Raw genomic sequence first — 24,771 nt, 5'->3', positions numbered from 1 at the left:
ATTCATCCTTAAAAGCGTAAAGTCGCGTCAAGCGTGACGGAGAGGTTGCTCTCGCGTTTGCCGTCGTAAGGGCGTTTGTCCCAGTTCAGCATCACGCCGGTATCAATGACGTTATTCCACTGGACGCGTTGCCCGTAGCCCAGCAGGGCGATGGCGCCAGCGGACTGGTTTTTCTGCCAGTAGCTGCCGCCTCCCGCCACGAACTGCTGGCTCCAGAGGGTGTCGTAATGGCGGTACATCTCATGGTCCACGGACAGGGCGGCCGTCACGGACAGATCCCGCGCCGGGTTGTAATAGAGCGTGTCCCGCAGGCTGTTTTTACTGGCGGCGATCCCCGGTTCAAGATCCAGCGTCAGGGTCGGGGTCTGCCAGAGACGCTCCTTACCCGTAAGGGTGTATTCCTGTCGGCGGTTATGGTCTGAGAAGCGGCTGACGGCGGCGCTGAACTGGTACTCGCGGCGCTCGTTTTGATACCAACGCACGCCAGCTTCACCCCGGTTGGCGCTAATCCCGTTGCGTAATGCCCGGAGCGGCGTGGTGCGGGATAAGCGTTCAAGGCTGCCGCTGACCTGCCAGTTATCATTGAGAAAGTACGTGGTTGAGAGGCGAGCCCCCGGCTTGTTTTCACCGTGATAGCCGTTGCTGGATACCTCGGCTTCGAGCTGAAGGTCGCGAGGACGCCACTCGACGCCGCCCAGGAGATGACGGCTGGTGCCTTTGCCTTCATCGAAATTACCCTGCGCATAGCGGGTACCCGCAAACAGCCGCCAGCTATCCGCTACCGGGGGACCATAGAGCGTGGCGTCCCCGTTCAGGTCGTGCGTCCCGCTGATGGGGTTATCGGAGTGCAAACCCTTGCTCGCGTTAAGGCGCAGCTCGGACATGTGGTGCACCGTTCTGAGCCTGTCCAGACGCCTGGCGCTGCGAGCGGTGGGCGCGCGGGCAAGCACGTCGTCGGCCAGTAAATCCATCTGTCGCCACTCCTGCAGATCCATGGCGACGTAAGCCTGCTGCTGCTCCAGCTCCAGGTTTGATGGCTCCAGCGCCTCCGCCCTTTTTAACGTTTGCTCCGCCGCACGCGGCAGGCCCCGGGCCTGAAGCAGGGTGGCATAGTCAATCTGCAACCCCTGGTTGCCCGGCGCCGTTGTCGCCAGACGGTGCGCCAGCTTATCCGCGTCCGGCAGGGCGTTGGTTGAGAGCAAATAGTTAAATTTGAGCGACTGCCCGGTAAGCCACCGATCGTTGGGCTGCGGAGTAGGCGAGCCGAAATCGTAGCGGGTCCACGGAACGCTGCGGGTCTGGCGCTCTACGTACTGGCGAGCGGCCTGATACTGCCCCGTGTCCAGCCAGGCGTAGAAAAGCGCGTGCTCCTCGTCCTGCGGGTCGGAAGCGTATTGCGGATAGCGTTGCAGAAGCGCGAAGGCGGCGGCCGCGTTTTTCTCCTGCAGATACGCGGAGATGACCCAGCCGATGGCCCAGCCCGGCACCGGATGCTGGGCTGCCGTAAGATCCTGATATTCGCTAATCACCCGTGGGTAATCAGCATGGGCGTACAGCGCGCCAAGCCTGTCGATACGTGCAAGGAAGACGTCTTCCGCCGCCTGCGGCTCGTTTTGCCAGCGGGAGAGCAGGGCGTCGTAACGATTCAGTGCCGTTTGCGCCAGCTGAAGGCGCTCTTTTTCCGTTCTGCCAGGCACGTCGGCAAGGCGAACCCATTCGGCGGCGGCATTAAGTTCAAGACGACGGCGCTGCGCGGGAGTCAGCGTTACCCTTTGTGACAGCATCAGCGCGGGAGTGCTCACCCGGCTATCCGTTAGCGCGTCAATCTGCTCGCTAAGGAGCGCTTTATTTTCCGGCGCGAGGGCCAGCGCGCGCGTGTCCGCTAAAAGCCGATCCCAGCTTTTCCCCTGGCGTAACCAGACGTACGACAGAGTCTGAAGATGCGCCGGCGAGGGATCCTCCGTCACCAGCTGACGGGCTTCATGCAGAGCGAGCGTATCCATGCGGGCATCGGCCAGGGTTTTGATATAGCCGATACGATAATCGTCATTATTTGGCGCAAGGCTACGCGCCTCTTTCCAGAGCGATAAGGCAGGCTGCCACGCTTTTTGATTTCTTCTGGCCTGCGCGACAGCCGCAACGCCGCGAGCGGGCAGCGGCATATAAATGCCATAGCGCTGCCAGACCTGAATCACCTCGTCATCACGACCTGCCCACGCAGCCACCTGTAACCAGTCCGCCACTTGCTCGGGCGTCAGAGCATGCTGTTGCTGATAACGCTGAAGGTAATTGAGGAACGGCGCGTAATTGCCGTTACGTGCCTGTTGAATCTGTTGCTCATAAACGGATTCCGTTGCCTGAACGAGAACAGGAAACAGAAATAGCAGAAACAATAATCCTGGGACGCGATAAAAGAATAACGTATTGAAGCGAAGCGATCTTTCCATATCTATTTGCCATTTGTTTATCATGAATCCATTGCATAACACGGCCGCCTTTTAACTCTGCGTTAAAGGCCATAAATGAGAACATTAAATCTGAATGCAGTAACGTTATGGGGCACTTACTTTAAGGTAATTATGGATCCTCCTCGTTGTGGACTAGATGGAAGGTAATGTACACCTGATATGTTGCCGGATAAATATGGTGAAAAGCGGATGGGTGGTTTTGGGATAATTCTGGAATGAGATGGCTTTGATGATTATTTTGAATTGAGAGGATATTTTCAAGTGCATGATATTAATGCATTTTATTTATAGTTTTTTGGATTTGCTTATATTTTAAATGTGGTTTGATTGTAGCAATTAAAGTACTTTCCGGGGCATGTTTGGGAAGTTTCATGACAAAAAGTCTTAATGTTCAGCGAAGTGACTTCTCTGCGATTGTTTTTTATTTATAATTAACGCCAGCCATTGAATGAAAGTCTACAGGAAGTCTTACTCATCAATGTCTGTATTGAGGGATGTTCAACGCCAGAATACATATTGTCGTTAATATTACAGCGCTATAAAACGAAGGTGGCCTTCTTTCTGAAGGCGCGTTCTTGCTTTAATCTAAAAGGGATGGTTAGTGGCAACTTCAATAGTGTTAGTGACCCAGGATCGCTATCTTGTCAGGGGGATGAGGCTATTTTTCCCGGATATTATCCTGCTCGACTCGATTGACAGAAACATATTTGATAACGGCGCAGATGAATATTCTGTGTTGATTGATAGTCGTTCTCCGCTCCGTTTATATGATTACCTGATACGCCATCCGGCCAGAACAAAAAAAACGATCTGCTGCGTTATGCTTGATATGCGACATCGCGAGGAGAATCTGCTCAGTATGAAGTTATTTATGAACACGTCGCTCACCGCGCCGGACATGGCCTCGCTGTTTAACCTGGTGCTCAATATGAAGGGCAGGCGTCTGACCACCAAATGGCTGCTTAACTTACGGCTTAGCACGCACGAAGCGATCATGCTGCGGTTGCTGAGGGCAGGGATGTCGATGGAAGCGATTGCCGATGAGCTGAACACGTCGGTGAAGAGCCTCTATCGCAAACGTACAGCGCTGTCGGAACGCCTGGGGGCGGAGAACTTCAACGAGGCGTGTTTGTTTATCTTTAAAAACAAACTGCTGGACGCGGTTGGGAACGATCCCTGACTTTGTCATGAGCCAAACGCGAAAACCCGCCACGAGGGCGGGTTCATTAAATGGATATAATTCAGAATGACCAGCGCAGATTCGCATTAACCGAGTTGACGCGGGTATCCGCTCCATATTGCCCCTGATAACCCACATCCAGCGTCGCAGCACGTGACAGGTGTACGCTCACGCCGATATCACCCACCATCACGTCCTCATCCACGGCCTGACCCTGAGTAATGAACGCGTCGCTGCCCGCAAACGCCATGCGCGAAGAGGTATTCTTATCGCCATAGGCGTGCTGCCAGCCCAACGAACCGTAGAGGTTAACGTTCTTCGGCAGCTCGGTCACACCGCGCACCCCGAGGGTGGAGTAGAAGGTGTTCATCGTTTTGTTACTTACGCTCAGCGCGGCGGCGCCGCCGTCTTCCCTGAAGCTGTCGGTATGCAGTCGAACGTACGATAAATTGACGAACGGCTCGATATTCATATCAGGCTGGCCGAAACGGTAGCCCGCCTCGGTGAACGCCAGCAGCGAGTTGGCGTCGTAATCCGACTTCAGCCGGTCCGAAAAGCCGCTGAAATCAACGCTGCGCTCGCCTTCAATCTTGTGCCAGGTGTAACCCAGCGCGCCGCGAAGGGAGAACGCATCCTGTTGACCCGCCGCATACAGGCCGAGGTGGTAGTTGTCGGTATCCGTTGAGGAACGACGGCTGTCGACGTCGTAATCACCGCGGCTGTAGCCGAAGTAGCCGCCGACACGCACGTTATGGTCCGCCAGCTTGCGATCGGCCCCCAGCAGGAAGCCGGTGGTGTTGCCGTCCAGCTTGCCCACGTTACCGTCGCCGCTGTTTCGGCTCCAGGAGCTGAAGGTCTGGCCCCAGACGCCGTTGTTTTGCGGCTCCGGCTGCTGCACCAGCGACATCGCCAACGGTGGTATCGGCAGGCTGTCGTTATCAAACGCGCGCTGCATGCGCTGGTTTAACACGTTAAACACCTGCGTGCTGCCGGCGATCAGGTTGGACTGTACTGACGGATAAACTTCACCGGACAGCTGGTTGAACGCCTCGCGCGCTTCCGGCGCGCTCAGAACCAGCAGCGAGTTGTACAGCGCCAGCGACGGGCCGCTTTGCGTCAGCGTGGAGAGCGCGCCGGCGGTATTCCACTGGTTGCTGCTTTTGGCGACGGTCTGGAAAATCCCGGGCTTGCCGCTGCCCGGATTCTCACCGCCAGGGTTTCCTCCTCCCGGGTTTTCTCCGCCCGGGTTCTCACCGCCTGGGTTTCCTCCACCCGGATTCTCACCCCCCGGGTTTTCGCCTCCCGGATTCTCGCCGCCGGTCTCTTTCTGCGCGAGGGTCAGATCGACGGCGTTGGTGCTCTGGTTGAGCGCCACGTCCAGGAAGGCGGATTTAGATATCGCCCCAGCGAACTGACCGTCAATTCCGCCGTCGGAGGTTAAAATGCGGTAGCTTTGGCCCGTTTTGTAGCTGGTTTGCGGATCCAGCGCGGTGACCAGTACCTGAGCCCGATCGCTGATGGTCGTTTTGCCTGCTACCAGCAGCTGGTCGCTGCGGCCGTCACCAGCGATGTCTACGTCATAGAAAGATTCGCCCACAAAATTCAGATAACGTTTCAGCGTCAGCGTGCCGATATCGCCATCCCCGGGTGAGATATGCCCGCCGGACAGGATCTCGGTCTGGCCCAGCGTGCCGTTCCCCCCCAGCGTGCCGCCGGCCTTGATTGACGCGGCGCTGCTGTAGCCAAGCCCGTTGCTGACGTCGGATCCCGCCGTCGCGTTGAGGATCAGCGTCCCGCCGTTCTCGGCGCTAAGGGTCTGAATATCAAAAATATCGTCTTCTGGCTGGGTGTTGATGTTGCTGGCGATAATCACTTTGCCACCGCGCGCGGTCACGTTCGCCTGAAGGGCTGAAAGATCGCCGTTCAGCGTTGTCTGCCCGGAGGTATTGATCACCTCACCTTCGCCGCTCATCGTGTTGCTGAAGACGTAATTTCCGTCGGTATGGTTGAAGTAGACATAGCTGCCGAACAGTCCGCCGCGCAGGCTGATTGCCGTATTCGCATCGAGAGTACCCGCGCCGCCCGCCGCGCCAAGCGTTGGCTCAGTTAAACCGGTGCCGGTGTCCATATTGCCGCGGCTGCCGATGATGAGCGCACCCCGGTTAGAGCCGGAACCCGAGGTCCCCACGATCAGCGTATTGCTGCCGGCGGAAAATGAACCGCCGTCAATCACCGACAGCACGCCATTGCCATAATCGCCCACGCTCACGCTGCTGCCGCTGGTAAAGCGCGAGTCTTTGCCCGCAATAACCAGCTCAGCGGTTTTACCTGCCCCGGAGACGCCGGCTACCTGCACGCCGCCAACGTTAACCGCACCGCCGTTCAGCACGTCCAGGTCGCCATAAAGCGTCAACGTACGGCCAACGTTCCACTGTGAGCCGCTCCCCGTGACGGTGGCTTTCGGGCTCAGCGTGTCGGCTTCACCCGGCCCGGTACCGTTGCCGATGCGCGCATCGTAGGCGGTGCTGAGCGCCGCGCCGTCCTCAATCGCCAGCGTGGAGCGTGCCCCCAGATCGGTGCCTACGCTGAGAAAATTACTGGTCACGCGAGAGCCGGCGCCCGTGGCGATAAGGTGGCTGTCGTAGCCGCGGGTGGTGCCGACAACGATCTCCTTTGCGCTGGCCAGCGCGCCCTCTTCGACTCGTAGGGTGCCGAGGCCAAGATTCAGGTCGCCGCGCAGGACGTACTGATCGTTCACCGCGTTAAGCTCGGCGTTTAGCCCACGGACCGTGACCACGCTTTCATAAATTTGGCCGTCGAACAGCCGACCGATGTTGATGTTATAGGCGGTGATTTTGCCATTATCGATCAGCAGGTTTCCGGCTTGATTACGCCCAACGTAAACATCTCCGGTGTAACCCAGCGTTTCGGTAATACGCGAATCGCCATCAAAAATTGCATCGGCTGCGCGTGCGAAATCGGCAGGTGAAAGCAGTAACAGCGGCGCGGAAAATAGAGCGAGGTAAAGTCTGGAAAGCGGCGTCTTAACCGCTAAAGCATGCGATGTAGAGTTATTCACGGGCTATCTCCGTACTCATTAGCGTGATGTCTGGAAAATCGTTTTTATGAAAACTCAGATACGTCAGAAAATATAAAAGGCGTTATTTATGTACGCCTTTTATTTGCCGTTAATTATTTATGAGTGACAACAGGGGTACAGGTTGGCGCGCTCAGCGTCGGGGCGGATCCTAAAATCCCCGGCATCATCATTGATGAGCAATCGAAAATACGCCCTTTTTCCGTCGTCGCGCGATAAGACAGTTTTTGCCCTCCCAGTGCGTCCGGCTGGGCGCCATTAACATTGGTCACGGTTATTTCATCCGATGAGCCCAGCCCCAGCATTTTAGCGGTCTCCGCCTGCAGGAGTGGAATGGCCTGATCGGTTTTTAGCGTGGAACAACCGGCTAGCATCAACGTAACGGTTAAAAAGACGAGAGGTTTTTTCATAAATTATCCTTGATATCCAATCAGTTAATTTCACTGATTGTATTTATGTTTTCAATTACCCAAATCAGCGAATAATATATTTCCCTTTCCTAATCGATAAAACCCTCCTAAAGTAGGGTAGGTAGATAATAATTCATCTGTACTCTAAGATATGCGAAGGTAAAAGGAGGATCCTTTGGGGCAGAATTATGCGTTGGTCGTTGATGACCATCCATTGGTAGCAAGCGGCATCGCCAATTTTCTGATTTCACATTGCCAGTTTAAGCAGGCGTGCGTGGTGACGAATGAGGAAGATTGCTACCGTCAAATTAGGGATAATGGCCCACCGCGTTTGCTGGTAATCGATTTTTGGCTTTCGTCCGGAACGGCACTGAAATTACTCAAAGAAGTAAAACAACTTTACCCACAGGTGCGGTTCCTGGTGGTCAGCGGGGATGACAATAATGACATCTGGCAGAAAGTTCACGCCGCCGGGGGACACGGTTTCGTATTGAAAAGCGAGCCACCTGAAATGTTCTCACGGGCCGTTTGTGCACTCCTTGATAATCTGACCTGGTTTCCTGAAAGAAACGAATTTTCCGCTGAGGCGAATAATGAGAAGTTAAGTAAATTTAACTTAACGCCGCGACAAATAGACGTGTTAAATATGATTATGCGCGGCCTGCCAAATAAACGAATCGCCGCGCAGCTTTCAATTTCTGAGCCTACGGTCAAAGAACACATTAGCAATATATTGAAAAAGATAGGCGTTAACAGTCGGGTCGAAGCCATCACGCTTCTGCATGGCAAGCGGGAATCATCAGAATGAGGTTTTTCCAAAGCTTACAGAAAGATGGAATCTCTTCTCCCGCGCAGATCCGTTTGCTAAATAACACTTTTTTGCGGCTGGTGTTCAGCTTTAGCGCGGTACCATTTGTTGGTATTCCTTTCGCCATCTGGATTTATTTGCTGGGCGATAAACTTGGCCCAACCATTACCTGGATAATTATTTACCTGCTATGTGCCGTGGCAATCCGAATATTGCACCGACGCTACCAGCGCGAAGTGAAAGAGCATGATGAAGAGGACGTCCTGCGCCGCTGGCTTCCGCGCATAAATAAGATCGCTTTTATTCACGGGCTGGGAATTTCATCTCTCTATTTAATTACTCCGCAGACGCAGAACTTTGACTTCTTCCTGCTCCTTAATATCAGTATTGCCGCCATCGTCGCCGCCAATGCGACGCATCTGACGCCGGTCATCAGCACCTTTACGTGTTTTTTCTTCGCCTCCTGGGGAGTATTGAATATCGGCATCATCTGGCGGCTGGACGATCTGATATTCATTGTGCTGATGCTAAACCTGCTGTACGGCTTCGCCATTTACCGCCATGCGTTAACGTCGCACGCGTACTTCATTCAGCAAGCGCTGCTTGAGGAAAAAAGCTCACGCCTTGCTGAACAGTTTCGCCAGGCCAAAGAGGAAGCGGAGCAGGCGCTGCTGGATAAAAATCAGTTCCTGACGACGGCCAGCCACGACCTGCGTCAGCCGGTACACGCCATGGGCTTTCTGATTGAAGCGATTATCCACCGAAACCGGGACGACAGCCTGACGCCCCAGCTGCTTGACCTGCAGCAGAGCGTACGCTCGGTGCATTTAATGTTCAATTCTCTGCTCGACCTCAGCAAGATTGAATCCGGGAAAGTGCTCACTGCCCCTACCAGAGTGGACATCGGCGCTCTGCTCGATTCGGTGATCACGCTGTTTCGCGAAGAGGCCAACAGCCGCGCACTTAGGCTGTCCACCCGTCGGCCCAAGCGCCGCATCCACGTGATGGGCGACCCGCTGCTGGTGCGACAATCGCTGATTAACCTTATCCAAAACGCCCTCCGCTACACGCAGCAGGGCGGCGTGCTGGTCGCCATCCGACCGCGCGGTGACGAGTGCCTGGTGGAGGTGTGGGACACGGGGGTCGGTATCGCCGATGACGAAAAAGGTAAAATATTCTCCCCTTACTACCGCCCCGAACTGGCCTGGAAGATCGACAGCGCCGGACACGGGCTGGGCCTGGCCGTGGTTGCCCGCTGTGCCAGGCTGATGAAGGTGAAGTACGGAATGCAATCCATTGAAGGTAAAGGCTCACGCTTCTGGATGCGCTTTACTCAATATGCTGGCGAAGAGATCGCGCCGGACACTCCGCCCGCCGATACCAACACCTCTGCGCCGGTACGCTATGCGCCGCTTTGCGGTTCTTGCCTGGTCGTCGATGACGACCCGCTGGTGACGTCTGCCTGGGAGAGCCTGATGAGCGTTTGGGGGATCAACGTGCGCTGCGCGGCCTCTGCTGAAGAAGCGTTCGCCATCATCGACGACGGCTTCACGCCGTTCGCCGTGCTGTGCGACCAGCGCCTGCGATCCGGCGAAAGCGGCTTCGACATCCTGAAAGCGCTTTTTGAACGTCTGCCGGACATGAGCGGCGCGATGGTTAGCGGCGAATTTAACTCGCCGGTTCTGCTGGAGGCGGAGCAGGAAGGGTATCTGGTGCTGCGCAAGCCTCTGGAGCCGGCTAAACTGCATGCGCTGCTGACGCAGTGGTCCGGGGGGGCGTGGATAGGGGAATAGATAACAGCAGCAGCGTTGCGCTTCACCGCCTGCTCCCGGTCGCCAGGCTGTAAGGCCATATAGTTCGCGGTGTCCTGCACGTTTCTTGCACTGGGTAGATGTCAGTTTTCGAGCGTATACTCTAAGATATCTTCAACTAGTTGATATATAAATTTGACGAATATCGTCAGGTAGCGATTTATCCGTCAAATTAAGTTAAACTTCGTCACAGGTTTCAGTGGGTTATGGGACGGATAACAAAATGACCAGCGAAGAGGCACTTTTAAAATCAGGTTTTAGCAAACGAGATCTTCAAAAGCTAAAAAACAATATTGAAAATTACGGTGGTTCGTTTGATAGCGTAACTCATGATCTGGCCAATCGTTTTAAAGCAATGAAGTGGATAACTATTATTGCCTTCATCATACTGGCTTTAACTCTTGGACTTGCATCCAGGGATACAAGCCTGACGCTTGCGCTCACATTATTGGTTGTACTACCTTTCATCTGGTATATAACGCCAGCAAAACTTGGCTACAAATCCTGGCGTTATCGTAAAATGCTGACTAATTCTGGGACGGGTCGCTGACGGACAACAAATCAAAAATAATCTTAGCTTTCACGCCATAACCAGCTATTTTCATTGTAAGCTGCGGGCGGCTCAGTGTGCTCACCTTTCGGTAATAGTCAGCAGGCAGATAACGAAATAGTCGCCAGGTACCAGGTCGCCGTAACAAGCCAAAAATGGTGTACGCATTAGCGGCCAGTGAAATTGATTTGTAGACACCTAACCCATTCTCACGACTAAAGCCCATAAACTCAGCTGTAGACATCGCGGCATTCGCGACCAGCCCTTCACTGGTAGTGTTGTGAGTTGCGTAGCGAGCCACTTCTTTACTGATGCTGTTTTGCCCCGTCAGTAACCAGAATCGCACCAGCAAGAACCCCGAGAGGGGTCATAGTGCCAATGAGGGTAAATCCTGCGGCTATTTCAGCACCGGCCAGGACAACACTAACAGCCGAGATCACATACCCAACAATTTTGTTATTCTCTCGGATGAACTCGACTTTAGCGTAAAGCTTCGCCGCCTTCGTTCGTAATAAACGAGCTTGTTCCAGGAGGTTACAGTTTTCTTCTCTCAGAATTTAAACGCATTCCATGCATTCTTCATCTGATTGAGCCCGACGAGCTAACGTAAACTGTTGTTCTATGAGGTCACGAATTTCCTGAACAAACTTCATTCGAGTCAGACTATCGCTGAGATGAAAAGCCGACAGAGTGTTGGCTGTATTTACCAGTTTCCTGGCTTCCATATTCACCATAGTTTCCGCCCAGGCTTTATTTCTTCCACCTGAGTGCATCATGTTAAGTAATGCTGCATCCATTGTAATTTCTCTCCATTGCTTTACCGGCCACTGCTTAGACTGATAAACGACCCCCTGACAGCCATGCGAGCCAATGCACTATATAGTAGCAATGTGGTTACGTGGTCTGAAGCAGAAGTCACTTCACGTATACGCGACGCCGCTTTGTCGGGCTTTGTGGGGTTGATATGTGCCTTACAATTCTTGAACAGATCGGTGAAGGTAAGGTTTTTCTGTTTCTGTGTGGCGGTAAACACGCCAATTGCGTACCACCGGGAAGCGGGGGATGGAGTAAAGAAAAGGGCGGTAACTACTTTGCTGACTCAGAAAGCAAAAACCCCCGCCTAAGCGAGGGTTCAAAATAAGTGGTGCCCGGACTCGGAATCGAACCAAGGACACGGGGATTTTCAATCCCCTGCTCTACCGACTGAGCTATCCGGGCAACGGGGCGCATTAAACCCGATCTGCCCGTTGCCGTCAACGAAAAATGTTGTTTTCGTTACAGACTGCGCAATCTCTCGCCATTTCGCCGTACTCTTAAGCGAAAAAGTGCGTCCAGAGCGCAGAGAGCGGCATGGCAAGCAGCAATGCGGGCAGCATATTCACCACGGCAAACATCTTGATCCCGCAGATGCGTAACCCCGTCGCCAGCAGCAGCAGGCCGCCGACGGCGGTGAAGTCCGCCATCATCGCCGGCGTGGTCAGCGGGAGAATCAAGGTGGCGCAGGTGGCAAGCGCCAGCTGGATCAGCAGCATCGGGATGCAAATCGCCGCCACGGCAATGCCGAGCGTGGTGGCAAAAATGGTGGCGGTGAAGAAATCGAGAAACGCTTTCGCAATCAATATGCTCGGGTCGCCCGTCATCCCTTCCTGCATTGAACCGAAAATCCCGGTGCCGCTGGCGCAAAACAGAATAATGATGGCGACGTAGTTCTGAATAAACGACTCGTGCGTGCCGTGCTTCGCCTTGCCCGGCCGGGCAATCAGGTTTTTGGCTTTGCCTACCGCGCTATTGATGCCTTTTTCCAGATAGCAAAACTCGCCAATCAGCGCGCCGAGCAGGGTGGCCAGCACCATGACGGGCAGGTTGGCGCATTTGATGACTAAAAGGATGCCGATGCCTAAGGATGCCAGGCCGAATATAGAGGGCATGGATGAGCGGATACGCTCTGGCAGCCGCTGACTCAACACTGCGCCCAGTACGCCGCCCAGCAATACGGCTCCGGCGTTAATAAATGGCCCGATAACCACGGTTAACTCCTGTTATTTACTCATTGATATTGCATTATTATGGCACGTCAGGGCTGCGCGGGCCTTAGCTTTGGGTGGTTTCGTGCATACTGATTCCTTCTTGCGCCTCAAAATAAAAGGTGACATGATTGCGCGAATTTTCTCCTCCCTGTCTCACCGTTCGGTGAGGGTATTTGCACTTATGAAAACCATGAAAATTGCCGTCAGCCACGAGCTGGTATCCAAAGTTTCTACGCACCGTGAAAAGGTGACGCTGGATAACACCGATTTCACCGATGTGGCGGCAGTCGTCATTACGGTGGTTGAAAGCTACAGCGGCATTCTCGCATTGCTGAAGCGTACGGGCTTTCAGCTACCGGTGTTTATGTTCTCGCAAGAGCCTGGAGAGATGCCTGATGGCGTCACGGCGATTATCTCGGGTAAAGCTCAGGAGTTCCTGGAACTGGAGAGCGCCGCCTGCCGTTACGAAGAGGATCTGCTGCCGCCTTTTTTCGACACCCTGAGCCAGTACGTGGAGATGGGCAACAGCACCTTCGCCTGTCCGGGCCACCAGCACGGGGCGTTTTTCAAAAAACACCCGGCAGGGCGACAGTTCTATGATTTCTTCGGTGAGAACGTGTTTCGCGCCGACATGTGTAACGCCGACGTAAAGCTGGGCGATCTGCTGATCCACGAAGGCTCCGCCAAGCACGCGCAAAAGTTCGCGGCGAAAGTGTTCAACGCGGACAAAACCTACTTTGTGCTGAACGGTACGTCAGCGGCCAACAAGGTGGTGACCAACGCGCTGCTGACGCGCGGGGACCTGGTGCTGTTCGACCGCAACAACCATAAATCTAACCACCACGGCGCGCTGATTCAGGCGGGCGCCACGCCGGTGTATCTTGAGGCAGCGCGCAATCCGTTTGGCTTTATTGGCGGGATTGACGAGCACTGCTTTAATGACGCGTATCTTCGGGATCTGATCCGCGAGGCTGCGCCGGAGAAGGCCGACGAGGCCCGCCCGTTCCGCCTGGCGATCATCCAGCTTGGCACCTACGACGGGACGATCTACAACGCTCGCCAGGTGATCGACAAGATCGGCCATCTGTGTGACTACATTCTCTTTGACTCCGCCTGGGTGGGCTACGAGCAGTTTATCCCGATGATGGCGGAAACGTCCCCGCTCTTGCTGGAGCTGAACGAGAACGATCCGGGCATTTTCGTGACCCAGTCGGTGCATAAGCAGCAGGCCGGGTTCTCGCAAACGTCGCAGATCCATAAAAAGGATAACCACATTCGCGGTCAGGCGCGCTTCTGCCCGCACAAGCGGCTGAACAACGCGTTTATGCTGCACGCCTCCACCAGCCCGTTTTATCCGCTGTTCGCGGCGCTGGACGTGAACGCCAAAATCCACGAAGGGGAGAGCGGGCGCAGGCTGTGGGCGGAGTGCGTCGAGCTGGGCATTGAGGCGCGCAAGGCAATCATTGCCAACTGCCATATGATCAAACCGTTTATCCCGCCGGTGGTGGCGGGGCGGCCGTGGCAGGATCATCCGACTCACGCCATTGCCAGCGAGCTTCGCTTCTTCAGCTTCGAGCCGGGGGCCAAATGGCACGGATTTGAGGGCTATGCCCGCGAGCAGTATTTTGTCGACCCGTGCAAGCTGCTGCTGACCACGCCGGGCATTGATGCCGAAACCGGGGAGTACACGGATTTCGGTATCCCGGCGACGATTCTGGCGCACTACCTGCGTGAAAACGGCATCGTGCCGGAGAAGTGCGATCTCAACTCGATCCTGTTCCTGCTGACGCCTGCCGAAAGCAGCGAGAAGCTGGCGCAGCTGGTGGCGATGCTGGGGCAGTTTGAGCAGCATATTGAAGACGACACGCCGCTGGCGGACGTGCTGCCGACGATCTTTCAGAAATACCCGGTGCGCTACCGGGATTACACCCTCCGCCAGCTGTGCCAGGAAATGCACGATCTCTACGTCAGCTTTGACGTGAAGGATCTGCAGAAGGCGATGTTCCGTAAGGAGAGCCTGCCTGCGGTGGTGATGAACCCGCAGGATGCGAACCGGGCATATATTCGCGGAGAGGTGGAGCTGGTGCGCATACGGGATGCGGCAGGGCGCATTGCTGCAGAAGGGGCGCTGCCCTATCCGCCGGGCGTGCTGTGCGTGGTGCCGGGTGAAGTCTGGGGCGGGGCGGTACAGCGCTACTTCCTGGCGCTGGAGGAGGGCATCAACCTGCTGCCGGGCTTCTCGCCGGAATTGCAGGGCGTGTATAGCGAGAAGGATGCCGACGGGATCAAGCGCCTGTATGGGTATGTGTTGAAGTAGTGTGGGCCGTTGCCCCTCACCCTAACCCTCTCCCCAAAGGGGAGAGGGCATGGCACGGAGCCGTCTTTTCACCCTCGCCCCTTTGGGGAGAGGGCCGGGGTGAGGGGGTTAAGCCGCACTACGCTTGTACATCCTCCTCGGGTGCCCAATCTTGCCGTACAGCATCTCCACGCTCAGAAAACCCGTTTCCACGCAGTGTTCCAGATAGCGCCGGGTGGTGGTTTTACTCAATCCCGTCTCGCTTACCACTTCATCTACCGAAAAGCAGTGGGTTGCCTTGGCGTTAAACAGCGCCTGAACCCGCGCCAGCGTATTCTCCTCAATGCCCTTGCTGCCGCTGTCCTGGCGGTAGTTTTTCGCCTGTAGCTGATAGAGCGAATCGACGTTCTGCTGGTCGACAATCTTCCAGACCCGCTGCTGTTCGGCAAACTGCACAAAGCGCTCCAGCGACTGGCTGAGCCGCTTCCAGGAGACCGGCTTGAGGATATAGTCAAACGCGCCGTTGCGAATCGCCTGGCTGCAGGTGTCCATATCGCTGGCGGCGGTGATGAAAATCACCGAGCAGTTGGCGCGGGTCAGCATCGGGTTGCTGATAAGGGTGATGCCTTTGCCGTCAGGCAGATAGTTATCCAGCAGCATCAGCTGTGGCTGTTTACTCTCAAGCTGAACCTGCGCGTCGGCCAGCGACGAGGCAATCCCGACCAGCCGCAGGCGCGGATGTTTACTTATCAGCTCCGCGTGCAGCTGTGCCAGTTCGTTCTCGTCTTCAACAATCAGTACGTCGATAAGTTCATGTTGCATAGTCGGTATCTTCCAGTTGCCGGACGGTTCCCGAGGCCGGGATAAACAGTGAGAAAATGGCACCGTGCGGCGTGTTATCGGCAACTTCTATTGTGCCGCCAGCCTGCGTGACGTAGCTTTCGATCAGATACAGGCCAATCCCGTGATCGCCCCGCGTTTTGGTGGTGATGCCGCGTTCAAAGATCCGGTCACGGATCGCCGGTGTAATGCCAACGCCCTGGTCGGCCACTTCAATAATCAGCTCCTGCTCGCTGAGTTTTATCAGCACTTCCACCGGCGCATGGGGAAGCTGCGATCGCTGTGTCGCTTCGATGGCGTTATCCAGCAGGTTGCCAATAATCGAAATCAGCTCTTGCTCCCCCAGCGGCAGGAACGGTTTGTCCAGCCGACACGCCGGATCGAAACTCAGCTCGACGCCTTTCTCCCGCGCGCGGGCGGCTTTCCCCAGCAGCAGCCCGCAAAGTGTCGGGGAACTAAAGCGGGAGGAGATAAAGTCCAGCAGCTCCTGAGCATGCTCCGACTGCGCCTGAATGTAGCGAATGGCCTCTTCATAGCGGCCCATATGCAGCAGGCCGGAGAGGGTGGTCATCCGGTTTAACTGCTCATGGCGCATAATGCGCAGGTTATCGACGTAGCGTTTTACCTGGCTGAGCTGGGCGCTCAGCGAGTCGATCTCGTTGCGATCGCGGAAGGTGATCACCCAGCCCTGCAGCGACCCCTCAAGCATGATGTGTACCCGGCTGGCAATCACCGTGAGATCGTTAAAGCGGCAAATCTCGTCATGGGTATCTTTCGCCAGCATCGTCTGCGTGTCGAAGAACGGGACCGGATCGATCACCTGGCTTATCAACTGCCCGCGCAGTTCCCGGGCCGGCTGGCTCAGGCCCAGCAGCTTGCGCGCCGCCTGGTTGATCACCTCTATGCGCCGTTCGTTATCAATGGCGATCACGCCTTCGTAGATGGACTCCATCATCGCCTTTTGCTGTCGCACCAGCAGGCCGATCTCTCGTGGCTCCAGGGAGAAGATCTGCTTCTTGATGCTGCGGGTAAAGAACCAGGAGAAGACAAAGAGGGCGATCAGCAGCAGCACGGCGGCAATGAGGATATTGACCACTTTACTGACGGTAATGGTGTCCAGGTAGCTGGTGAGATAGCCCACCGAAACAATGCCGACCACCTGCCCGGCGTCGTTGAAAATGGGCGCTTTACTGCGCAGCGAAATGCCCAGCCCGCCTTTACGAATGGTTGTCGTGCTTTTCCCTTGCAGCACGGCTTCATTATCGCCGCCGACCAGCGTCGTGCCCACCCTGTCGGCAAAAACGGAGTGAAAAAGATGCCGTCCCGTATTATCGCCGATGACAATAAAGCTGGCGTCGCTGTGCGCGGCCATTTTCTGCATAAAATCATGAATGGCGTTGATATCTTTTTGTTCAACTTCAGTACGCAATGACGGAATAAGCGCAATCTCTTCCGCCTGTATTTTGGCGCGCGCGCTCATTTCCTGATATAGCTGTTTTCCGACATCGGCATAATAATATCCGCCCAGCAGCGCAAAAAGCACTGAGAAAAAGGCAACCAGCGAAATAAACAGCTTAATCTGGAAAGAGACTTTCATAACTATCACGCAAAGTAGCGGCAAAGATCGTCAATATATCATCTTTTTTCATGCGGATGTCCGCTTTGCGGGAAACTTGTGATCCCTTGCACAGCAAGGGCTGTAAATGATTTATCCTGAAGGCTTAGGCTCTTCATGCCGCTAAGTTAAATGTTATTTGCTTGTTCAATTCAGAAAAGAAACCATAAAAACCACGATAATAAATAAGGCATAAATCACATTAAATAAAAGAAACCATTAAAACCATAGCTGCCATTAAAACTTCGCTTTTAATATGCCATTCCTCACATAAAGTAAGCCTTTGTGACTCTAAGCTGAACGCACAAAATAACTAAGGGGCTTATTATGAGCACAACTGACGATTCTTTCTCTGTTACCCACGACCCGATTGAAATTCAGCGGCCTTCGCTCAAGGAGCGCTGGTGGCATATTATGGATACCTGGAAAATCGGGATTATTCCTCTGCCGCTGTTCGTTCTGGCGGGCGCGCTGATTGCGATTGACTGCCTGGGCGGAAAGCTGCCGAGCGACATCGTGGTGATGGTAGCCACGCTGGCCTTCTTCGGCTTTGCCTGCGGCGAGTTTGGCAAACGCCTGCCGATTGTCGGCAAGCTCGGCGCGGCGGCGATTTGCGCCACCTTTATCCCTTCCGCGCTGGTCTATTACGGCCTGCTGCCGGACGTGGTGGTCGAGTCCACCACTAAGTTCTACAAATCCACCAACATTCTCTATCTCTACATCTGCTGCATTATTGTCGGCAGCATCATGAGCATGAACCGCACCGTGCTGATTCAGGGCTTCCTGCGCATCTTCTTCCCGATGCTGTGCGGTGAAATCGTCGGCATGCTGGTGGGGATGGGCGTCGGCCTGGCGCTGGGCCTTGAGCCGTTCCAGATCTTCTTCTTTATCATTCTGCCGATCATGGCGGGCGGCGTCGGGGAAGGGGCAATTCCGCTTTCCATCGGCTATGCCACCCTGCTGCACATGGACCAGGGCGTGGCGCTCGGCCGCGTGCTGCCGATGGTGATGCTCGGCGGCCTGACGGCAATCATCATCTCCGGCTGCCTGAACCAGCTCGGTAAACGCTACCCGCACCTGACCGGTGAAGGCCAGCTGATGCCTAACCGCGCGAATGCTGATGCCACCGTCTCTCAGCCTGCGTTTTCCGGCAAAGCGGACGTCACCACCATCGCCTCCGGCGCGCTGCTGGCGGTGCTGCTCTACATGCTCGGCATGCTCGGCCACAAGCTGATTGGCCTGCCTGCTCCGGTCGGCATGCTGTTTATGGCGGTGCTGGTGAAGCTCTGCAACGGCGCCTCTCCGCGCCTGCTGGAAGGCTCGCAGGTGGTGTACAAATTCTTCCAGACCTCCGTGACCTACCCGATTCTCTTCGCCGTTGGCGTGGCCATCACCCCGTGGCATGAGCTGGTGGCGGCCTTCACCGTCAGCAACCTGCTGGTGATCGTCAGCACCGTCTCCGCGCTGGTGGCGACCGGCTTCTTCGTCGGCAAAAAGATTGGTATGCACCCGATTGACGTCGCCATCGTCTCCTGCTGCCAGAGCGGGCAGGGCGGTACCGGCGACGTGGCGATCCTGACCGCAGGCAACCGCATGAGCCTGATGCCGTTCGCCCAGATTGCAACCCGAATCGGCGGGGCGATTAACGTCTCTATCTCACTGCTGATTTTGGGCAACTTCCTCGTTTAAGTATTCAGGAAAGAACAATGAAACTCGCAAGCTTTTTATACCAGGAAAAACGCAGCTACGGCATCGTCCAGGCCGACGGCGTGATTGATTTAGGCCGCCGTCTGGGCGACCGCTACGGCGACCTCAAGGCGCTGCTGCAGGGCAACGGGCTGGCGCTGGCCACCCGTTACCTGAACGACGCGGTGGACGTGCCGATGAGCGCCATCACCTTCTTGCCGGTGATTGTGCAGCCGGAAAAAATCCTCTGCGTGGGCATGAACTACGCCGACAAGCGCAAGGAGTTTGACCAGCACAACCCGGCCCCGACGCTGTTCGTCCGCTTCCCGGATTCACAGACCGGCCACAACGAGCCGGTGCTGAAGCCGCGCCACTCCAGCGAATTCGACTACGAAGGCGAGCTGGCGGTGATCATCGGCAAAGGCGGGGAGAACATCAGCCGCGACGACGCTCTGCGCCACGTGGCGGGCTACAGCTGCTACATGGACGGCTCCGCCCGCGACTGGCAGCACACCTGGTTTACGGCCGGAAAAAACTGGCGCCAGACCGGGGCGTTTGGTCCGTGGATGGCGACGGCGGATGAGATCCCGGATCCGCACCAGCTTGCGATCCGCACCTGGCTGAACGGCCGCATGGTGCAGGAAGACAACACCAGCAGCATGATCCACAAGGTCGCGGAGCTGATCGAGTACATCAGCACCTTCACCCGCTTAAGCCCGGGCGACGTGATCATCACCGGATCTCCGGGCGGCGTGGGTAAAAAGCGTAACCCGCCGCTGTTTATGAAGGAGGGGGATCGCATTGAGGTGGAGATCGAGCATATCGGTCATCTGAGCAACGTGATCGTGGAAGCGCCAGCCGTCGGGCTTGCGGCGGCTCACTGAGAAAGGCGGCATGAACAGTCAACCCATCGATTTTCGCCACACCCTCGTGGCGAAACACCCGGAACGCTTAAGCCAGATCCGCTACCTGCTGGCAGACAGCGGCCTTGGCCTGGACAACGACATCACGCTGTTTGTCGAAGCCTGGTCCGGCGCGCAGCTGGTGGGTTGCGCAGGGCTTGCCGCCAACGTCATCAAGTGCGTGGCGGTCAACGAGCAGCTTCGCGGCGAGAACCTCAGCGCGCGGCTGCTGGCAGAGGTGGAAAATGCGGCGCTGGAGCGCGGCCATTTTCACCTCTTCCTCTGCACCCGTCCGTGCAACCGGGAGCGCTTTGCCCGCAGCGGCTTTTGGCCGATTGCCCAGAGCGGGAACAACGCGGTGCTGATGGAGAACACCCCGCAGGGGATCGAACGCTACTGCCGTTCCCTGCGCGCGAAGCGCAGGTGCGGGGAGAGCATTGGCGCGATAGTGATGAACGCCAATCCGTTTACCCTCGGCCACCGCCATCTGGTGGAGCAGGCGGCGCAGCGGTGCGATGCCCTGCATCTGTTCGTGGTGCGTGAAGACGCCTCGTTCTTCCCGTTCAGCGCCCGTCTTGAGATGGTGCGCGCGGGCGTGGCGCATCTGCCAAACGTGGTGGTGCATGAAGGCTCGCAGTACATCATCTCCCGCGCCACCTTCCCGGCCTACTTCCTGAAGGAGACCGGCAAAGTGCAGCAGGCGTGGAGCGAGATCGACGTGCTGATCTTCCGGGACTTCATCGCCCCGGCGCTCGGCATCACCCACCGCTTCATCGGCTCGGAGCCGTTTTGCGATATCACTCGCCAGTACAACCAGACGCTGCACGACCTGCTGGCCTCGCACATCGAGGTGGTGGAAATGCCGCGCATCAAGGCCACCGGCAACGCTATTTCGGCGTCCGAAGTGCGCCGCTTACTGAAGACACAGCAGTTTTCCCGGATCCGGGAGATCGTCCCGGACTCCACCTTCGCGCATCTCGAAACGCATTATCGTGCGAGTGCGGAAGTCGCATAACTATCAGGAATTTATCATGAAAATTGTAAGGGAGGCGCTGGCCGGAACGCAGGAGTCCAGCGACCTGATGGTGAAAATCGCTCCCGCTCACGATGAGCTGGAGATTGTCATCCACAGTGAAGTGATTAAGCAGTTTGGCGAGCAGATTCGCCAGGTGGTCAACGACACGCTGTGCGCCATGAACGTGCGCCAGGGACTCATCATTATTGAAGACAAAGGGGCGCTGGACTGTGTGATCCGTGCCCGCCTGCAGAGCGCGCTTCTGCGCGCTGCCGATGAGCAGGCCATCAACTGGGGGGCGCTGAAATGAGCAAGCTCCGCCGCAGTATGCTGTTCCTGCCGGGCGCCAACGCCGCCATGCTCTCCACCGCGTTTATCTACCGCCCCGACTCCATCATGTTTGACCTTGAGGACGCCGTCGCCCTGCGTGAGAAGGATACCGCGCGCATGCTGGTGTTCCACGCGCTTCAGCACCCGATGTATCAGGATATCGAAACCGTGGTACGCATTAACCCTCTGAGCACGCCGTTTGGCCTGCTGGATCTGGAGGCGGCCGTGCGCGCGGGCGTGGACGTTATTCGTCTGCCGAAAACCGACACCCCGGACGACATCTACGAGCTGGAAGGCCACCTTGAGCGCATTGAGCGCGAGTGCGGCCGCGAGGCCGGCTCCACCCGCGTGATGGCGGCGATTGAGTCGGCCGTTGGCGTCATCAACGCCGTGGCGATTGCCCGCAGCTCTGTGCGCCTCATCGGCATTGCGCTGGCCGCCTTTGACTACGTGATGGACATGCAGACCGAGCGCGGCGACGGCACCGAGCTGTTCTACGCCCGCTGCGCCGTGCTGCACGCCGCCCGCGCGGCGGGCATCGACGCGTTCGACGTGGTGTGGTCAGACGTTAACGACGAGGCCGGGTTCCTGCGCGAGGTCGATCTGATCCGCAAGATGGGCTTTAACGGCAAATCGCTGATTAACCCGCGCCAGATTGACCTGCTGCACAACGCCTACGCCCCGACGCAGGATGAGGTGGATCATGCCAAAAGGGTGATTGAGGCGGCAGAAGAGGGCGAGCGTAACGGCCTGGGCGTGGTGTCGCTCAACGGCAAAATGGTGGATGCACCGATTATTAACCACGCGCAGGTGGTGCTGGAGCGCGCGGCGGCCTCCGGCGTGCGTCGGTAAGGATGACAGAATGAATCAGACAGAACTTCTCCACGTGAATTTTCCCCATCTGCGGGACTTAAAACCCTTTGATACCGCCCACAGCGCCACGCCGTGGCTGGCGGACAGCGACGCGAAGCACGGCCGCAAGCTCTGCGCCTCCGTTGAAGAGGCGGTCAAGCGCTGCGGCCTGCGGGACGGAATGACCATCTCCTTCCACCACGCGTTTCGCGAAGGCGACCGGGTGATCAACACCGTCGTGGCGCTGCTGGCGCGAATGGGATTCAAAAAACTGACGCTGGCCTCCAGCTCGCTGATGACCTGCAACGACGCGCTGATCGAGCATATCGAAAGCGGCGTCATCACCCGGATTTACACCTCGGGCATGCGCGGCAGGCTGGCGGACGCCATCTCCCACGGGCTGATGGACGAGCCGGTGCAGATTCACTCCCACGGCGGGCGCGTGAAGCTGCTTCAGGACGGCGAGCTGAACATCGACGTGGCGTTTCTCGGCGTGCCGTGCAGCGATGAGTTCGGCAACGCCAACGGGACGCACGGCAAATCGTGCTGCGGCTCGCTCGGCTACGCGATGGTGGACGCGCACTTTGCCCGCAAGGTGGTGCTATTGACCGAAGAGCTGGTGCCGTTCCCGAATATGCCCGCCAGCCTGGTGCAGGATCAGGTGGACTACATCGTGCAGGTGGAGAGCGTGGGCGACCCGGCGAAAATAAGCGTCGGCGCGGCGCGCGTCACCAGCAACCCGCGCGAGCTGATGATTGCCCGCTATGCGGCGGACGTGATTGAACACTCCGGCTACTTCAAACCGGGCTTCTCGATGCAGACCGGCTCCGGCGCGGCGGCCACCGCCTGCACCCGCTTTATGGAAGAGAAGATGGAGCGCAGCGGCGTGAAGGCGCGTTTTGCGCTCGGCGGCATCACCGGCAGCCTGGTGGATCTGCACGAGAGGGGGCTCATTGAAAAGCTGCTCGACACCCAGTGCTTTGACGGCCAGGCGGCGGCCTCGCTGGCGCGCAATCCGAACCACGTGGAGATCTCCACCAACGTTTACGCCAACCCCGGCAGCAAGGCGGCAAGCTGCGACCAGCTCGACGTGGTGATCCTCAGCGCCCTCGAAATCGACGTTGATTTCAACGTTAACGTCATTACCGGCTCCGATGGGGTGATGCGCGGCGCGTCCGGCGGACACTGCGACGTGGCCGCCGCGGCGAACCTGACCATCGTCGTCGCGCCGCTGCTGCGAAGCCGCATTCCGACGGTGGTGAAGCGGGTTACCACGCGCCTTACGCCAGGCGAAAGCATCGACGTGCTGGTTACCGATCACGGCATTGCGGTCAACCCGGCGCGCCCGGAGATCCGCGAGCGTCTGCTGAAGGCCGGGCTGAAGGTTGTGGACATCAGCGCGCTCTACGAGCGGGCAATTTCCCTGACCGGCGTACCAAAACCGATTGAATTTACAGACAAAATCGTCGGGGTGATCCGCTACCGCGACGGCAGCGTGATCGACACCGTGCGACAGGTAAAGGAGTGAATATGACGATTGCGACACCCGTGCGGGCGGGTGTCAGCCTGGAGGAACTGCTGGCGGCGAAAGAGCGCCGCGCAGCCCGTCAGGCTGACATGCTTGAGCACTATCAACAGCCGGTGATCTCCCTCACGCTGGTCACGCCGGGGGAAATTAAAGACAGCCTGCGCTATCGCAACACCATGGGCGTGGCGCTACAAACGTGCGACCAGCTCCTGTGGGAGAACCGCTGGCATGTGCTGGATCGTCAGGTGCTGTGGCTGCCCACCGGGCCTGAGGCCATCTGGTGCGTGGCGCATCCGGCGGTGGAAATCAAAGCGCACTGCGCGGAGCTGGAGCAGAGGCACCCGCTCGGCAGGCTGTGGGATCTGGACGTGATTTGCCCTCAGAACGGCCACGTTGGGCGCCAGTCGCTGGGGGCGAACCTCAGGCGCTGCCTGATCTGCGACGAGCCCGCCCACGCCTGCTCCCGTTCGCGAAAGCATCCTGTTGAGGCGGTGGTTTCCCGCGTGGAGAAGATGATTGATGACTGGTTTGCTCGCGACTAAGCCGCGCCCGATTGACGTTCCCGCGCTTGCCGAAGCGGCGCTGTGGCAGGAGCTGGAGCTGACGCCCAAGCCGGGGCTGGTGGACATGCTTAACAGCGGTTCCCATCGCGATATGGACCACGGGCTGTTTGTCCGCAGCATTACGGCGATTGCGCCCTGGTTTTCACGCTTTGCTGAACTCGGTAACGCGCATGCGGATAAGCCCGCTGACGCACAGCTACGGATTATCCGCCCGATGGGGATGGCCTGCGAGCAGGCGATGTACGCCGCGACGGACGGCGTGAACACCCACAAGGGCGGGATTTTTGCTCTGGGTTTACTGTGCTTCGCCGCCGGGCGTGTGAAAAACGTCTCGGCAGATAGTCTCTGTTGTGAAGTGAGTAACATCTGCCGCGGGCTGGTGTCGCGGGAGCTGGCCGCGCGCAGCGGGCAGGCGACAGCGGGTGAGCGGCAGTATCAGCAGTACGGCTTAACCGGTGCGCGGGGCGAGGCGGAGAGCGGTTTTGCGACGGTGCGTAAGGCGCTGAGGCAGTGGAACGGACGGTCGCTTCACGGCCTGCTGTTGCGCCTGATGGCGATAAATCAGGACAGCAATCTGGTGTCGCGCGGCGGCATTGAGGGGCTGCGCTACGTTCAGGGCTATGCGCGGGAGCTGCTGGCTAACGGCTGGGACCGCGAGGCGTTGCGTAGAATGGATAATGCATTGATCGAACGGAATTTAAGCCCTGGAGGCAGCGCGGATTTGCTGTCGGTGGGGTGGGTACTTGCTGCAATAAAATAGCCGGGCGGCGGCTTCGCCTGCCCGGCACAACAA

19 protein-coding genes, 1 tRNA gene and 1 pseudogene are annotated in these 24,771 nt (G+C 57.1%); 13 read left to right on the top strand and 8 right to left on the bottom strand.

The genetic code is table 11. From position 1 onward, the window contains the following. Window positions 1-8: 8 nt before the first annotated feature. A complete protein-coding gene (pgaA, locus tag UTO39_RS06910) occupies window positions 9-2,447 on the bottom strand; it encodes a poly-beta-1,6 N-acetyl-D-glucosamine export porin PgaA (protein WP_320726800.1) in 2,439 nt (812 codons plus the stop codon). Window positions 2,448-3,120: 673 nt separating this feature from the next. On the opposite strand from pgaA, the gene UTO39_RS06905 reads away from it, so the two are divergent. After that, window positions 3,121-3,648, top strand: coding sequence for a helix-turn-helix domain-containing protein (locus UTO39_RS06905; protein WP_080328183.1), 528 nt, complete (start codon window positions 3,121-3,123; stop codon window positions 3,646-3,648). 61 nt (window positions 3,649-3,709) lie between these two features. On the opposite strand, the gene UTO39_RS06900 is transcribed toward UTO39_RS06905, so the two are convergent. Continuing rightward, window positions 3,710-6,727, bottom strand: a complete 3,018-nt coding sequence (locus UTO39_RS06900) for an autotransporter domain-containing protein (RefSeq protein ID WP_320726799.1) — start codon at window positions 6,725-6,727, stop codon at window positions 3,710-3,712. Window positions 6,728-6,840: 113 nt separating this feature from the next. Beyond that, window positions 6,841-7,155 (bottom strand): lipoprotein, encoded by a 315-nt coding sequence (locus UTO39_RS06895; RefSeq protein ID WP_061097082.1) that lies wholly within the window; start codon window positions 7,153-7,155, stop codon window positions 6,841-6,843. A gap of 175 nt (window positions 7,156-7,330) precedes the next feature. On the opposite strand from UTO39_RS06895, the gene UTO39_RS06890 reads away from it, so the two are divergent. The 3 genes from UTO39_RS06890 (at window position 7,331) to UTO39_RS06880 (ending at window position 10,324) form a co-directional block, all read left to right on the top strand. Continuing rightward, complete coding sequence (locus tag UTO39_RS06890; protein ID WP_320726798.1) at window positions 7,331-7,963, top strand: response regulator transcription factor; 633 nt, start codon at window positions 7,331-7,333, stop codon at window positions 7,961-7,963. After that, window positions 7,960-9,756 (top strand): hybrid sensor histidine kinase/response regulator, encoded by a 1,797-nt coding sequence (locus tag UTO39_RS06885; protein WP_320726797.1) that lies wholly within the window; start codon window positions 7,960-7,962, stop codon window positions 9,754-9,756. Before UTO39_RS06890 ends, UTO39_RS06885 begins: the two co-directional genes overlap by 4 nt. 241 nt (window positions 9,757-9,997) lie before the next feature. Continuing rightward, entirely contained in the window at window positions 9,998-10,324 is a 327-nt protein-coding gene (locus tag UTO39_RS06880) for a hypothetical protein (protein WP_320726796.1), read from the top strand. Here UTO39_RS06880 and UTO39_RS06875 read toward each other — a convergent pair. The 3 genes and pseudogenes from UTO39_RS06875 to UTO39_RS06865 form a co-directional block, all read right to left on the bottom strand. After that, window positions 10,302-11,121, bottom strand: a pseudogene (locus UTO39_RS06875) (DUF4225 domain-containing protein). The gene UTO39_RS06880 and the pseudogene UTO39_RS06875 sit on opposite strands and share 23 nt — an antisense overlap. 345 nt (window positions 11,122-11,466) lie before the next feature. Continuing rightward, a tRNA-Phe gene (locus UTO39_RS06870) sits at window positions 11,467-11,542 on the bottom strand. Window positions 11,543-11,637: 95 nt separating this feature from the next. Continuing rightward, complete coding sequence (locus UTO39_RS06865) at window positions 11,638-12,351, bottom strand: DUF554 domain-containing protein (protein ID WP_320726795.1); 714 nt, start codon at window positions 12,349-12,351, stop codon at window positions 11,638-11,640. A 181-nt stretch (window positions 12,352-12,532) separates the two neighbouring features. On the opposite strand from UTO39_RS06865, the gene UTO39_RS06860 reads away from it, so the two are divergent. Continuing rightward, window positions 12,533-14,668, top strand: a complete 2,136-nt coding sequence (locus UTO39_RS06860; protein WP_320726794.1) for an ornithine decarboxylase — start codon at window positions 12,533-12,535, stop codon at window positions 14,666-14,668. Window positions 14,669-14,776: 108 nt separating this feature from the next. On the opposite strand, the gene UTO39_RS06855 is transcribed toward UTO39_RS06860, so the two are convergent. Both UTO39_RS06855 and UTO39_RS06850 read right to left on the bottom strand, forming a co-directional pair. Next, complete coding sequence (locus UTO39_RS06855) at window positions 14,777-15,469, bottom strand: response regulator (RefSeq protein ID WP_151412646.1); 693 nt, start codon at window positions 15,467-15,469, stop codon at window positions 14,777-14,779. After that, window positions 15,459-17,084, bottom strand: a complete 1,626-nt coding sequence (locus UTO39_RS06850) for a sensor histidine kinase (RefSeq protein ID WP_320726793.1) — start codon at window positions 17,082-17,084, stop codon at window positions 15,459-15,461. Before UTO39_RS06850 ends, UTO39_RS06855 begins: the two co-directional genes overlap by 11 nt. 345 nt (window positions 17,085-17,429) lie before the next feature. Here UTO39_RS06850 and UTO39_RS06845 point away from each other — a divergent pair, with 345 nt between their 5' ends. The 8 genes from UTO39_RS06845 to citG are packed head-to-tail and all read left to right on the top strand — an operon-like array spanning window position 17,430 to window position 24,738. Further along, complete coding sequence (locus UTO39_RS06845; RefSeq protein ID WP_023333366.1) at window positions 17,430-18,791, top strand: 2-hydroxycarboxylate transporter family protein; 1,362 nt, start codon at window positions 17,430-17,432, stop codon at window positions 18,789-18,791. Between the two features lie 17 nt (window positions 18,792-18,808). Next, complete coding sequence (locus UTO39_RS06840; protein WP_320726792.1) at window positions 18,809-19,672, top strand: fumarylacetoacetate hydrolase family protein; 864 nt, start codon at window positions 18,809-18,811, stop codon at window positions 19,670-19,672. Window positions 19,673-19,682: 10 nt separating this feature from the next. Then, window positions 19,683-20,705 carry a [citrate (pro-3S)-lyase] ligase gene (citC, locus tag UTO39_RS06835; protein ID WP_320726791.1) on the top strand — a complete coding sequence of 341 codons (1,023 nt, stop codon included), beginning with the start codon at window positions 19,683-19,685 and terminating at the stop codon, window positions 20,703-20,705. A 16-nt stretch (window positions 20,706-20,721) separates the two neighbouring features. Next, a complete protein-coding gene (gene citD, locus UTO39_RS06830) occupies window positions 20,722-21,015 on the top strand; it encodes a citrate lyase acyl carrier protein (RefSeq protein WP_061097093.1) in 294 nt (97 codons plus the stop codon). Next, a complete protein-coding gene (gene citE, locus UTO39_RS06825) occupies window positions 21,012-21,887 on the top strand; it encodes a citrate (pro-3S)-lyase subunit beta (protein WP_320726790.1) in 876 nt (291 codons plus the stop codon). Before citD ends, citE begins: the two co-directional genes overlap by 4 nt. Before the next feature lie 10 nt (window positions 21,888-21,897). Next, window positions 21,898-23,415, top strand: coding sequence for a citrate lyase subunit alpha (citF, locus tag UTO39_RS06820; RefSeq protein ID WP_320726789.1), 1,518 nt, complete (start codon window positions 21,898-21,900; stop codon window positions 23,413-23,415). Between the two features lie 2 nt (window positions 23,416-23,417). Further along, a complete protein-coding gene (citX, locus tag UTO39_RS06815) occupies window positions 23,418-23,957 on the top strand; it encodes a citrate lyase holo-[acyl-carrier protein] synthase (protein ID WP_061097096.1) in 540 nt (179 codons plus the stop codon). After that, window positions 23,935-24,738 carry a triphosphoribosyl-dephospho-CoA synthase CitG gene (gene citG, locus UTO39_RS06810; protein WP_061097097.1) on the top strand — a complete coding sequence of 268 codons (804 nt, stop codon included), beginning with the start codon at window positions 23,935-23,937 and terminating at the stop codon, window positions 24,736-24,738. Before citX ends, citG begins: the two co-directional genes overlap by 23 nt. Window positions 24,739-24,771: the final 33 nt, after the last annotated feature.

It is taken from the genome of Enterobacter sp. 118C5, from assembly GCF_034107645.1.
In the GTDB taxonomy this organism is placed as follows: Bacteria; Pseudomonadota; Gammaproteobacteria; order Enterobacterales; family Enterobacteriaceae; genus Enterobacter; species Enterobacter nematophilus.
Note: the sequence above shows the minus strand (reverse complement) of the source record. Positions and strands in the feature narration are given on the sequence as shown.